The organism is Cellulomonas sp. KRMCY2 (assembly GCF_000526515.1).
Taxonomy (GTDB): Bacteria; Actinomycetota; Actinomycetes; order Actinomycetales; family Cellulomonadaceae; genus Actinotalea.
Genome location: NZ_JAGF01000001.1, coordinates 2,230,576 through 2,242,844 on the forward strand (window position 1 = coordinate 2,230,576; position 12,269 = coordinate 2,242,844).

Sequence of the window (12,269 nt, forward strand, 5' to 3'; positions counted from 1 at the left end):
GGCCCGACGTCGGCGGGTGTCACCGGGCGCGCCTACGCTTGGGGTGCCATGAACACGCTCTTCTCCGACCTGCCGCTGCCCGGGATCAGCCGAGCCGACGGCGCCCGGTTGCCGTCGACAGTCCCGCCGACCGAGGCCGACGACGCCGAGCCGACGGACGCCGAGCCGACGGAGGGCGCTGCGGGCACCCGCGACGCAGACGCGTCGGGTGCGGTCGGCCGGGCCGAACGTGCCGAGGCGCTCCTGGTCGGCCTCAACCCCGAGCAGCGCGAGGCCGTGCTGCACACCGGCTCGCCGCTGCTGATCGTCGCGGGGGCGGGCTCCGGCAAGACGCGCGTGCTGGCGCACCGGATCGCCCACCAGCTGGCGACCAGGCGGGTGCGGCCGTCGGAGGTCCTGGCCATCACCTTCACCAACAAGGCCGCCGGCGAGATGCGCGAACGCGTCGCCGAGCTCGTCGGGCCCGCGGCGCGGTCGATGTGGGTCTCCACCTTCCACTCGGCGTGCGTGCGGATCCTGCGCCGTGAGCACGCGACCCTCGGCCTGCGGTCCTCGTTCTCGATCTACGACTCCGCGGACTCCCAGCGGCTGCTGACCCTCGTCTCGCGTGAGCTCGACCTCGACCCGAAGAAGTACCCGGCCAAGGCGCTGGCCTCGAAGATCTCCAACCTCAAGGACGAGCTCGTCGACCCGGAGACCTACGCGACGACGTCCGGGGCGTCCGCAGGTGCCGCGAACCAGTTCGACGAGGTGCTGGCGGCGGTCTACGCGCGCTACCAGGTGCGGCTGCGCCAGGCCCATGCGCTGGACTTCGACGACCTGATCATGATGACGGTCAACCTGCTGCAGGCGTTCCCCGCGGTCGCGGAGCACTACCGCCGGCGGTTCCGGCAGATCCTGGTCGACGAGTACCAGGACACGAACCACGCGCAGTACGTCCTGGTGCGCGAGCTCACCGGCGGTCCCGGCGCCACCGGCGTGGCGGGCGCGCCGGGTGCGCCAGGTGCGTCGAGCCGGGCGATCGCGCCGGCAGAGCTCACCGTGGTCGGTGACGCCGACCAGTCGATCTACGCCTTCCGCGGTGCGACGATCCGCAACATCCTCGAGTTCGAGGCCGACTACCCGAACGCCAGGACGATCCTGCTCGAGCAGAACTACCGCTCGACGCAGACCATCCTGAGCGCTGCCAACGCCGTGATCTCCCGGAACCCCGGGCGCAAGCCCAAGCGGCTGTGGACGGCGTCGGGCGCCGGTCCGCAGATCGTCGGCTACGTGGCGGACTCCGAGCACGAGGAGGCGCGGTTCGTCGCCGAGGAGATCGACCGGCTCGGCGACACCGAGGGGGTGCGCCCGGGCGACGTGGCGGTCTTCTACCGGGCCAACGCGCAGTCGCGCGCGCTCGAGGAGGTTCTCATCCGGGTCGGCCTGCCGTACAAGGTGGTCGGCGGGACGCGCTTCTACGAGCGCCGCGAGGTCAAGGATGCGGTCGCCTACCTGCGGGCGATCGCCAACCCGGACGACGACGTCAACCTGCGCCGGGTGCTGAACGTGCCCAGGCGCGGCCTCGGCGACCGTTCGGAGGCGATGGTCGCGGCCTTCGCCGAGCGGGAGCGGATCTCGTTCGGCGCGGCACTCGACCGGGTCGAGGAGGCTCCCGGCGTCGGCAGCCGCGCGGTCACCGGCCTGCGGGCCTTCGCGACCATGATGTCCGAGCTCCGTGATCTTGCGGCGTCGGGTGCCGGCCCGGCCGAGGTGCTCGGCGCCGTGCTCGACCGCACCGGCTATCTGGCGGACCTGCGGGCGAGCGAGGACCCGCAGGACGCGTCCCGGGTGGAGAACCTCGCCGAGCTGCACGCCGTCGCGACCGAGTTCGAGGCGGCCGAGCCCGATGCCGACCTGGCCGACTTCCTCGAGCGGGTGTCGTTGGTCGCGGACTCCGACCAGATCCCGGCCGACGACCCCTCGGCGGACGGGAGCCCGGGTGGTGCGGCCAAGCCCGACCAGGGCGTGGTGACCCTGATGACCCTGCACACCGCCAAGGGGCTGGAGTTCCCGGTCGTCTTCGTGACCGGCTGGGAGGATGGGACGTTCCCGCACATGAGGTCGCTCGCCGACCCCGACCAGCTCGCCGAGGAGCGCCGCCTCGCCTACGTCGGGCTGACCAGGGCCCGCCAGCGCCTGTACATCTCGCGGGCGGCCGTACGCACCGCCTGGGGCGTGCCCAACGAGTTCCCCGCGAGCCGGTTCCTCGACGACGTGCCCGACGAGCTCGTGGACTGGCGGCGCCGCGAGTCGAGCATGGCGGTGCTGCGTGGCTCGGGCAGCGGCTGGGGCGGCGGCGCGTCAGCCTGGGGCGGGCGGTCCGGCGGCGGCTCGGGCGGTGGGTCCCGGTCCGGACCCGTGGCCACGAAGAAGATCGCCCTGCCCTCGACCGGCGCGACCTTCGGGTCGGCGACGCCGCGCCAGGCGGGCGACGTGCCGAACCTGACGATCGGCGACAAGGTCACGCACGACGCGTACGGCCTCGGCACCGTGGTCGGCGTCGAGGGTGCCGGCGCCAACGCCGTGGCGAAGGTCGACTTCGGCGGGGACGGCACCAAGCGCCTGCTGCTGCGCTACTCGCCCGTGACCAAGCTCTGAGCCGCGAGGCGGCGTCCCGGCAGCAGCCGGCCACCGTCGGCGTGACGGCGGCCACCGTCCGCGTGCCGGCGGCCACCGTCGGCGTGACGGCGAGCCCGCACGGGGCAGGTCAGAGCGAGCGAACGATGTGCGCCACCTGGTCGAGGCTGAGCATCGGCAGCTGACGACGGACCTCGCGTGCTGCGACCAGCTCGCCCTGGGTGTCGCGCAGCACCCGGATCGCGTCCTGGTCGAGGGACTCCGCCGCGGCGTCGGGCGACCCGCCGAACGTCCTCGCGAGGTCACGCGCCCGCCGGACCCGGTCGTGGCGGACCGAGAGCAGGCCGCCGGCCGCCGAGGCCAGCGCGAGCGCCGCCACGACCAGTGCCACCGCGGATCCTTGGGTCACGCCGGCCCACAGCAGGACGAGGGCGACGACGCCGAGGATCGCGGCGAGGACGAGCCGGGCCAGACGTCGTCGTGCTGCAGCTGCCGGATCGCTCGCGGAGGGTGTCCCGGGCATGGTCACACGGCCCCCACGGGCCAGGCGCCGTTCGGGAAGGCGTCCGCTGCGGAGGCCGCACCCTTCATGGCGACGATCTGGGCCGTCTGCGCCGCGAGCAGGGCAGTCAGCGAGGCGATCGCCGCCCAGACCAGCGACCCGCTGACGGCCGCCTCCTCGAGGATGATGGCGACGCCGGCAGGCGAGAAGACGACGGAGCCGAAGGCCGCGATCGCAGCGGCGGCCGCAACGATGACCTTGACCAGGATGACGCCGAGCGCGACGTAGAAGGCGCAGCCCGCTGCCGCGCAGATGCCGAGGGACACGGCCATCGTGGTGGAGATCGACTGGATCTCGGCCGCCGCGGTCGGCTGGGTGGAGGTTGCGCGGGTGTAGGCGGTCGCGGCCTCACCGGTCCAGTCGTAGGCGGCGCGCAACGTGCTCGGGTGGGTGTTGCCCGCCACCGCCGACGCAGGCGCGCCGACCGAGGCGTGCCAGTCGTACGCCTTCCAGAAGAACAGCGGCGGCGCGAGGACCCCCTCGAGGAGCTCGCCGAGCTTCTCCAGGAGCCACGAGCCGAACTCGATGAGCTTGTTGCCGCAGTCGACCAGGGCGTCGGCGACCCAGTCCATGACGTACCAGTGCGACGTGGCGCTGTTGATCGTCGGCGCCACGCGCCCGAGCTGGCCGGACAGGCTCGTCATCCCGCTGTTGAGCTCGTTGATCACCGCGGTGTACTGCGCTTCGCTGAACATCACGATCCCCCTGCGTGCTAGTAGGCGTCGGCGACGTGCTCGGAGACCTCGACGTCCCCCCGGTCGTACGCGTCGGCGTTGCGGAGCAGGGCTGAGGCGATCGCCGTCATCTCGCGCTCGCCCTCGAGGCAGCGGGCCGTCACCGCGTCGATGGTGGCCTCGTACTCGGTGACGATCGGGTTGAAGATGCCGGCGGTGAGCCGGGTCAGCCGCAGCACGCCCGCCTGGGTGGCCGCGCTCCTGATGAGGACGGCCTGCTCGTCCCATGTGCCGGCCTCCTTCCGGAGGGCCTCGGTGACGACGAAGACGTCAGACATGGTGGTCCCCCTGGTGTGGTGTCCCGGTGACTGCTGGGTCCGGTGGCCGCAGGTGCGCCAGCGCCGCCGCAAGAAGGGTGTCGATCTCCGCGGACCGTTGCGCCACGGCCTCGGCCTCGGCCCGCAGCGCGGCGCGCGCGGCACCCAGGGCCTCGTTGAGCGCCATGGTGACCTGCGGGCCGGCGCGTCCGTCGGCCCAGCCGCGATCGATCTCGCACCGCGTCAAGGACCCTGCGGCGAACCCGACCGTGACCCGCCCGTCGGCCCCGGTCCCGACGACGTCGGCCGGCACGCTCGGCACGGCGCCGACAGCGGAGGCGGCATTGTGCAGGGCGCTGATCGCCTGCTCCGCGACGTCCTCGAGCGGGGGCACGACCATGCCGTCGGCGAGCTCGGGGACCGCCCACCGCAGCGGCGCAGGCTCCTGCGACCGGACCGGTGCATCGGTGGGTGCCTGAGCCAGTGCGCGCATCCGCTCCAGCCCGGCCACGCCCGCGGCCTCGACCACGGCGGTGCCCAGGGCTGTCGGATCGAGGTGGGCGGACCAGTCGCGGTCGACGTCGATCCCGGTCACGTCGCCGGCTCGGCCCAAGGAGACGACCACCGACCCCGTGCCGTCGGTCCCGCGGATCTGGTCCGGCAGCGCGTCCTGCGCTGCGCGCAGCGACGCGGCGAGGTCCCACAGCCGGTGCACGACGGAGTCGATGCCCCCTGATGTCTGCGACATGCGTCCCCTGTCGTGTGCTGGTCCGTGGACAGGTTAGCGGGCTGGCCGTGATCATGGGGCGAATCGGACAACGGCGATCTCTCGATGTGAAGATGTCTGGCCGCCGCGGTTACGATCCCCGCGGGCGGCGCGTTCGTGCGCGGCAGCCGGACGACGGAAGGCGGAGCAGGGTGGACCTGTTCGAGTACCAGGCACGGGATGTCTTCGAGAAGCACGGGGTCCCCGTGCTGGGCGGCATCGTCGCCCGTACGCCCGACGAGGCGCGGGCCGCTGCCGAGCAGCTCGGTGGCGGGACGGTCGTCGTCAAGGCGCAGGTCAAGACCGGTGGTCGCGGCAAGGCCGGCGGCGTCAAGCTCGCCCACTCGCCCGACGAGGCCGCCCAGCGCGCGCAGGAGATCCTCGGCCTGGACATCAAGGGTCACGTGGTCCGGACGCTCATGGTCGCCCAGGGTGCCCAGATCGCCGAGGAGTACTACTTCTCGGTGCTGCTGGACCGGGCCGAGCGGCGCTACCTCGCGATGGCCAGCGTCGAGGGCGGCATGGAGATCGAGCAGCTCGCCGTCGAGCGCCCCGAGGCGCTCGCCAAGGTCGCGGTCGACCCGCTGGTCGGCATCGATGCGGCCAAGGCAGCCGAGATCGTCGCGGCGGCCGGGTTCGCGCCCGACGTCGCCGACCAGGTCGCCGACGCCATCCGGAAGCTGTGGACCGTGTACCGCGAGGAGGACGCGACCCTCGTCGAGGTCAACCCTCTGGTCCGGACGACCGACGGCCGGATCGTCGCGCTGGACGGCAAGGTGACGCTCGACGCGAACGCGGACTTCCGGCACCCGGAGCACCTCGCGCTCGAGGACTCCACGGCGACCGACCCGCTCGAGGCCCGCGCCAAGGCGGCGGACCTCAACTACGTCAAGCTCGACGGCTCGGTCGGCATCATCGGCAACGGCGCCGGGCTCGTGATGAGCACCCTCGACGTCGTGGCCTACGCAGGCGAGGCGCACGGCGGGGTCCGGCCGGCGAACTTCCTGGACATCGGCGGTGGCGCCTCGGCCGAGATCATGGCGGCCGGCCTGGACATCATCCTGTCCGACCCGCAGGTCAAGGCCGTCTTCGTCAACGTCTTCGGCGGCATCACGGCGTGCGACGCGGTCGCGAGCGGCATCGTCGCGGCGCTGGAGATCCTCGGCGACCACGCGACCAAGCCGCTCGTGGTCCGGCTCGACGGCAACAACGTCGTCGAGGGCCGCCGGATCCTGGCGCAGGCCGCGCACCCCCTGGTCACGCTCGCCGAGACCATGGACGGCGGCGCAGACAAGGCCGCCCAGCTGGCGCACGCCGGCGCAACGGCCGCCTGAGCCCCGCGACACCGACCCGCATCGACGCAGAGACGAGAGAACAGCAGACATGGCGATCTTCCTGACTGAGGCCTCCAAGGTCATCGTCCAGGGCATGACGGGTTCCGAGGGGCAGAAGCACACGACCCGCATGCTCGCCGGTGGCACCGCCGTGGTCGGCGGGGTCAACCCCCGCAAGGCCGGCACGAACGTGGACTTCGCGGTGGGGACCGGGACGGTCTCCGTGCCCGTCTTCGGCACCGTGGCCGACGCCGTGGCCGCGACCGGAGCCGACGTCTCGGTGGTCTTCGTGCCGCCCGCGCACACCAAGGCCGCCGTGCTCGAGGCCGTCGACGCCGGCGTGCCGCTCGTGGTCATCATCACCGAGGGCGTACCGGTCGCCGACACGGCGGAGTTCTTCACCGCCGCACAGGCCAAGGGCGTGCGCCTGATCGGCCCGAACTGCCCGGGCCTGATCAGCCCGGGGAAGTCGAACGTCGGCATCATCCCGGCGGACATCACCGGCCCGGGGAAGATCGGCCTGGTCTCCAAGTCCGGGACCCTGACCTACCAGATGATGTACGAGCTCCGGGACATCGGCTTCTCGACAGCGATCGGCATCGGCGGGGACCCGATCATCGGCACCACCCACATCGACGCGCTCGAGGCCTTCGAGGCCGACCCGGAGACCGCCGCCATCGTCCTGATCGGCGAGATCGGCGGAGACGCCGAGGAGCGCGCAGCGGCGTACATCGCGCAGCACGTGACCAAGCCCGTGGTCGGCTACGTCGCGGGCTTCACAGCGCCGGAGGGCAAGACGATGGGTCACGCGGGCGCGATCGTGTCCGGCTCGTCCGGTACCGCCGCGGCCAAGAAGGAGGCCCTCGAGGCCGCCGGGGTCAAGGTCGGCAAGACGCCGAGCGAGACGGCGGAGCTCATCCGTCAGATCCTGTCCTGACGGTCGCTGACCGGGCCGAGAGCGCGCGCACCAGGGCCGGCGCCTCCAGGGCCGGCGCCTCCGGGGCCGGCGCCTCCGGGGCCGGCGACACGCCCGGCCCGGCCGATGGCGGGGCGTGCACCGGTCCAGCAGGGACGATGAACGGGTGAGCAGAACGCCGACCCCGCGCGACCGCGCCGCAGCACGCACCCCGGCGGCGCAGCGGACCGGCAGCGCCGGTCCCTCGCCTGTCGACGGTGCGCCGCGCTGGGTGTCCGGCCTGCTCTCCGGCGCGCAGGCCGCGCTGCTGTCGTTCCTCGTGGTGACCATGCCGGCCCTGGCCGCCTACGTCGCGACCTCGGCCGACCCGTCCAACCTCGGCATCGGCTGGCCGCGGGCGGTCGCCGTCGGCGGCGCCCTGTGGCTCTTGGGGCACGGCGGGCTGCTGTCGGCCGGTGGCACCGTCGTCACGCTCGTCCCGCTCGGCATCACGGCGCTCGCCGTGTTCTCCGCCTACGCCTCGGCCCGCCGGTCGGCGCACCCCACCCTGTCCGCGTGGCTCGCCGGGATCGGTGGCTACGGCGTCGTGGTCGCCGCCGTCGTGCTGGTCGCCGGTGAGAGCGGGCCGCTGGGCGCCGGGCCGGGCGCGGTCGTGCGGCTCGTGCTCGGAACGCTCCTGGTCGCCGGGACGGGGCTCGGCGCCGGCATCGTCCGGGTTCGGCGCCTGCGCGAGCGCACCCGTCGCTGGTGGTCCCGCATCCACGCCGTCGTGCGGGCCGGTGCGGCAGCCGGGACGCTCGCGTTGACCATGGTGGTCGGCGTCGCGGCACTGGTCACCAGCGCCTGGGTGCTGGCGGGGCGCGCCGCGACCGGCGACGTGGTCGACGGCCTCGGCGTCGACACCTTCGGCGGTCTGCTGCTCGCTGTCGCCCAGCTCGCCCTCGCGCCGAACCTCGTGCTCTGGGCCATGGCGTGGCTGGTCGGACCCGGCTTCGCGATCGGGCAGGGGACCGTCTACTCACCCGGTGAGGTCGTCAGCGGTCCGTTGCCGGCGCTGCCGATGCTCGGTGCGCTGCCGCAGCCGGGGAGCGAGGGTGGCCCGCTCCGGTGGGTCCCTCTGGTCGTGGTGGTCGCCGGTGGGCTGGCAGGGTGGTCGCTGCACCGGCGCCTGACGGTGACCCGGGCCTGGCACCCGCTGGCGGCGTCGGGGTGTGCCGCCGTGGCCGCAGGCGTGCTCGCCGCGATCCTCACGGCGCTCGCCGGCGGGGCGGTCGGACCAGGCCGGCTTGCCGTGGTCGGCGGTCCGGTGCTCCTGATCGGCGTGCTCGTGACGGGGCTCACCGCTGTGGGGGCCGCCCTGGTGGCCGTGCCGAGCGATCCCGTGGTCCGCGCGGCCGTCGCCCGGCGCGCTGCCGACCTGTGGCGGCGGCTGCGCGGCGACGCGGACATCGACCTCAGCCCTGCCGGTGGCGGGTCCCCGGCCGGCGGTCCCTCGGACGGCGAGACCACGGACGCCTTGACCGCGGATGCCCGGACCGCGGATGCCGCCGTCACTGCGCATGCGACGCCGGAGGTCGGTCGGGCCGGCACCTGATCGGCGTCGGCTGGAGCACGTCGGCTCAGCCGCCGCCCTGTCCGAGCGCCTGCTCGAGCCGCGCGGTCAGGGCGTCCTGGAACGCGGTCTCGCACCCCTCACGGACCGAGATGGTCAGCGCGCCGCGCAGGCAGTCCTGGCGGTCCACCTGGAGCGGCCACAGCGCGAGCATCGTCACCAGCGACAGCGACATGAGCGCGGCCAGCGCCAGTCCGACGGCAAGGACCGGGACGAGCGTGCCACGCATCCCGGCCCGCCAGACCGTCCTGATCGCCCGGATGCCCACCACGATGGCGCCGATCGCGAACGCCAGGGCCGCTGCCTGCCACGGCAGGGTCAGCGATGCCGTGAGCAGGGTCGCCAGGATGAGCAGGCCGAAGTGCATCACCTGGCGGCTCGCGGCGCGGACCGCCTCGGGATCCGCCGGACGCTGGGGCGCGCTGTCGGGCCCACCGGGCTGCCGGACGTCCGGACGTTGTTCGCCACCGGGGTGCCGGGCGTCCGGACCGGTTCCGCCGCCGGGGTGCCGGACGTCGGGACGTGCTCCGTCCGCCGGGGTGTCGGGCGACCCGGCCGGACCACCTGGTCCGGGGTCCGGGGAGCGGGCACCCGAGCCGCCCGGGGGCGGTGCGTACGGGTTGCTCACGATCTCTCCTCACCGGGCGCCGGGACGGCGTGGGTCAAGTCTCCCATCCTGCGGACGAGCGCCCGGCGTCCGGCGGGAGCGAAACCGCTAGGGTCGCCGCGTGGCCCCGAACCCCCCTGCCCCCCGCCACGGCCGGCGGTCGTCCGACGCGACGGGCACGCCCGGACCGGCGCGCGTCGTCGTGCTCGTCTCGGGCGGGGGCTCCAACCTTGCCGCCCTGCTCGCCGCGCACGGCGACCCGGCCTACGGGGCCCGCGTCGTCGGCGTCGTGAGCGACACCGCGGACGCGGGCGGCCTGACCGTCGCGCGGGACGCAGGCGTCGCGACAGCCGTCGTCGCGCCGTCCGACTTCGCCGACCGGGCCGCCTGGGACGCGGCGCTCGCCGAGGCGGTGCGCGTGTTCGGCCCGTCCCTGGTGGTCAGCGCCGGGTTCATGCGGATCCTCGGTGCGCCCTTCCTCGACCGCTTCGGCGGCCGCTTCGGCGGCCGCGTGATCAACACCCATCCCGCGCTGCTGCCGTCCTTCCCGGGGGCGCACGGTGTCCGTGACGCGCTCGCGCACGGCGTCAAGGTGACGGGCTGCACCGTGCACCTGGTCGACGCGGGTGTCGACACCGGCCCGATCATCGCCCAGCGGGCCGTGGAGGTCGCGGCCGACGACGACGAGGCGAGCCTGCACGAGCGGATCAAGACCGTCGAGCGGGCCCTGCTGGTCGACGTCGTCGGGCGGATCGCCCGTGGTGGGCTCGTCGTCGACGGGCGCCGGGCCCGGCTGCTCGGCTGAGGTCGTGCTGCTCGGCCGGACCCGGCTGCTCGGCTGAGGTCAGCGGGCGGCGAGCGTCTCGGCGATGATCGTGGGCCACGGCGTCGGCGCCAGCCCGAGCACCTGCTGCGACCGGGTCGAGTCGAGCACGAAGGGCTCGGTGAACTGGTAGCCGATCCGATGGATCTCGCGCAGCATCGGCTGCCCGACGCCGATCAGGCGGACCAGCCACATCGGCACGGGCGCGATCCGCGGTCGTGGTGCGCCGGCTGCCTCGGCGAATCGGGTGGCGAGCTCGCGGTAGGTCAGCGGTTCCGGCGTGGGGGCGTGCCAGGCGTGCCCCCACGCCGCCGGCTCGGTCGCCGCTGACGCGAGGGCGCAGGCGAAGTCCGGAAGGTAGGTCCAGCTGTGCGGCTGGTCGGCCGAGCCGATCGGGGCCAGCCGACGGCCGGCGAGCAGGGGGTCGAGCATGCGGGGTCCGGCGTGCGCATGCTGCTCGGCCTCGGGTCCGAGGTAGTCGCTCCCGCGGACCTCGGTGGCCCGCAGCCGGCCGGCGCGGTGCCGGGCCTGCGCCTCACGCCACATCGCGGCGCGCACGACACCCTTCGTCTCGGTGCTCGCGAGGGGCGAGTCCTCGCGCATGGGATACGTGCCGGCTCCGTAGGAGTAGAGGTTGCCGGCGATCACGAGGGGCGCCCCGGTGGCCTCGGCCGCCTGGAGCAGGGCCTCGGCCACGGGCGGCCAGTCGGTCGCCCAGCGGTGGTAGGGCGGGTTCACGCAGTTGTAGAGCGCTTCGGCGCCGGCCGCCGACGCCGTGAGTGCCCGGCCGTCGGTGCCGTCGATGGCGGCATGGGTGATCGTGCCGGGGCCGGTGGAGCGGCCGGCGCGGCGATGGGCCGGCGTCGGCGCACCGGAACGGCTCAGGACGAGGACGTCGTGGCCGGTCGTGGCGAGCAGGCCGGCGAGGGTTCGACCGATCGGGCCCTTGCCCAGGATGACGTGGCGGGACATCGTGCCTCCGAGTGTGAGCGGTGCTCTCTTGTATGAGCGATGCTCACACATGTGTCCAGGCGATGTCAAGAGCACCGCTCTCTCTAGTGAACAGTGCTCTTCATGCGGCATGATGGACCCATGACGGCCACCCCCCGCACGGCCCGCGAACGGGCACGGGCCACCTTCACGGCGGACCTGCTCGACGCGGCCCGCGCACGTCTGGTCGCCGACGGGGCCGCCGGGCTCTCGCTCCGAGCGGTCGCGCGCGACCTCGGCGTCGCGTCCTCGGCCGTGTACCGGTACGTCGCGTCGCGGGACGCCCTGCTGACCCTGCTCATCATCGAGGCGTACGACGCGGTCGGCGCGGTCTGCGAGGACGCGGCCGCCGCGGCCCGGGGCCGGGGGGAGCCGCCTGCCCAGGTGTGGCTCGCCGTCGGGCAGGCATTCCGGGCCTGGGCCCTGACCAACCCGCGCTCCTACGAGCTCATCTACGGCACCCCGGTGCCCGGCTACGCCGCCCCGCAGGACACGGTCGCCCCGGCCACCCGGATCTGGGCGGTGATCATCGGCATCGTGCTGGATGCCCATGCCGACGGGTCGCTGGAACCGGTCGGGCCGGGCTTCGACGCCGAGGGCCTGGTGGATCCCGGCGCGCTGGAGTTCGCCGCGGCCCTGGCGGCCGCGCCGGGACGCGTGACGGCGCTCGCGGACCGCCCGGGCTGGTCGGCGTGGGAAGCCGTGCGCTCCTTCACGCTGTTCGTCTGTCTGGTCGGCGCGGTGACTGCCGAGCTGTTCGGACACTTCCACAAGGTCACTGCCGACCCGGCCCGAGCCTTCGACGCCATCCTCGCCACGGCGGCGGCCGGCGGCGGGCTGCGGGTGGACCTGGGTCGCGGATCGCCCCGGCGGGTTGACGATCGGGGGACGGCCGGACCGGGCCGGTGACGGCGCCCTGCCCTGCCCTCCCCTGCCCCGCCCTACCCCGCTAGACTGGCCCCGGCCGTGACTGGCGTACCTGAGGTGGAGCAACCACCGGGGAGCGGCCGACGTCCCCTGCAGTGCACCGTTCGCCTGGGTGCCTGGGT

The 12,269-nt window shown here is 74.0% G+C and carries 12 protein-coding genes and 1 riboswitch; of the genes, 6 read left to right on the forward strand and 6 right to left on the reverse strand.

The genetic code is table 11. The features are described 5' to 3' along the window. Positions 1 to 48 precede the first annotated feature (48 nt). The gene (pcrA, locus tag K415_RS0110805) at positions 49 to 2,640 is read left to right on the forward strand and encodes a DNA helicase PcrA (RefSeq protein WP_024287069.1); all 2,592 of its coding nucleotides are present in this window, start codon (positions 49 to 51) and stop codon (positions 2,638 to 2,640) included. Positions 2,641 to 2,749: 109 nt separating this feature from the next. Here pcrA and K415_RS0110810 read toward each other — a convergent pair whose 3' ends face one another. Genes K415_RS0110810 through K415_RS0110825 form a run of 4 tightly spaced genes read right to left on the reverse strand, consistent with a single transcriptional unit; the run spans position 2,750 to position 4,920 of the window. After that, the gene (locus K415_RS0110810) at positions 2,750 to 3,142 is read right to left on the reverse strand and encodes a hypothetical protein (protein WP_155859434.1); all 393 of its coding nucleotides are present in this window, start codon (positions 3,140 to 3,142) and stop codon (positions 2,750 to 2,752) included. Between the two features lie 2 nt (positions 3,143 to 3,144). Beyond that, positions 3,145 to 3,876 (reverse strand): hypothetical protein, encoded by a 732-nt coding sequence (locus tag K415_RS0110815; protein ID WP_197024705.1) that lies wholly within the window; start codon positions 3,874 to 3,876, stop codon positions 3,145 to 3,147. A 17-nt stretch (positions 3,877 to 3,893) separates the two neighbouring features. After that, entirely contained in the window at positions 3,894 to 4,193 is a 300-nt protein-coding gene (locus tag K415_RS0110820) for a hypothetical protein (RefSeq protein WP_024287072.1), read from the reverse strand. Further along, the gene (locus tag K415_RS0110825) at positions 4,186 to 4,920 is read right to left on the reverse strand and encodes a hypothetical protein (RefSeq protein ID WP_024287073.1); all 735 of its coding nucleotides are present in this window, start codon (positions 4,918 to 4,920) and stop codon (positions 4,186 to 4,188) included. The genes K415_RS0110820 and K415_RS0110825 overlap by 8 nt, the downstream gene beginning before the upstream one ends. 170 nt (positions 4,921 to 5,090) lie before the next feature. Here K415_RS0110825 and sucC point away from each other — a divergent pair, with 170 nt between their 5' ends. The 3 genes from sucC to K415_RS21760 all read left to right on the forward strand — a co-directional run bounded on the left by sucC (position 5,091) and on the right by K415_RS21760 (position 8,782). Further along, the gene (gene sucC / locus K415_RS0110830) at positions 5,091 to 6,272 is read left to right on the forward strand and encodes an ADP-forming succinate--CoA ligase subunit beta (RefSeq protein ID WP_024287074.1); all 1,182 of its coding nucleotides are present in this window, start codon (positions 5,091 to 5,093) and stop codon (positions 6,270 to 6,272) included. Between the two features lie 49 nt (positions 6,273 to 6,321). After that, positions 6,322 to 7,209: a succinate--CoA ligase subunit alpha gene (sucD, locus tag K415_RS0110835; protein WP_024287075.1), complete on the forward strand. Its 888-nt coding sequence runs from the start codon at positions 6,322 to 6,324 to the stop codon at positions 7,207 to 7,209. A 145-nt stretch (positions 7,210 to 7,354) separates the two neighbouring features. Next, positions 7,355 to 8,782 (forward strand): DUF6350 family protein, encoded by a 1,428-nt coding sequence (locus K415_RS21760; protein WP_024287076.1) that lies wholly within the window; start codon positions 7,355 to 7,357, stop codon positions 8,780 to 8,782. Between the two features lie 25 nt (positions 8,783 to 8,807). On the opposite strand, the gene K415_RS0110845 is transcribed toward K415_RS21760, so the two are convergent. After that, positions 8,808 to 9,428, reverse strand: coding sequence for a hypothetical protein (locus K415_RS0110845; protein ID WP_024287077.1), 621 nt, complete (start codon positions 9,426 to 9,428; stop codon positions 8,808 to 8,810). A gap of 181 nt (positions 9,429 to 9,609) precedes the next feature. Here K415_RS0110845 and purN point away from each other — a divergent pair, with 181 nt between their 5' ends. Further along, positions 9,610 to 10,212, forward strand: coding sequence for a phosphoribosylglycinamide formyltransferase (gene purN / locus K415_RS0110850; protein ID WP_051480508.1), 603 nt, complete (start codon positions 9,610 to 9,612; stop codon positions 10,210 to 10,212). A gap of 39 nt (positions 10,213 to 10,251) precedes the next feature. Here purN and K415_RS0110855 read toward each other — a convergent pair whose 3' ends face one another. Next, positions 10,252 to 11,202, reverse strand: a complete 951-nt coding sequence (locus tag K415_RS0110855; protein ID WP_024287079.1) for an NAD-dependent epimerase/dehydratase family protein — start codon at positions 11,200 to 11,202, stop codon at positions 10,252 to 10,254. Between the two features lie 120 nt (positions 11,203 to 11,322). Here K415_RS0110855 and K415_RS24275 point away from each other — a divergent pair, with 120 nt between their 5' ends. Then, positions 11,323 to 12,129, forward strand: a complete 807-nt coding sequence (locus tag K415_RS24275; RefSeq protein WP_024287080.1) for a TetR/AcrR family transcriptional regulator — start codon at positions 11,323 to 11,325, stop codon at positions 12,127 to 12,129. Between the two features lie 47 nt (positions 12,130 to 12,176). Further along, positions 12,177 to 12,268, forward strand: a riboswitch (ZMP/ZTP riboswitch). Position 12,269 lies beyond the last annotated feature (1 nt).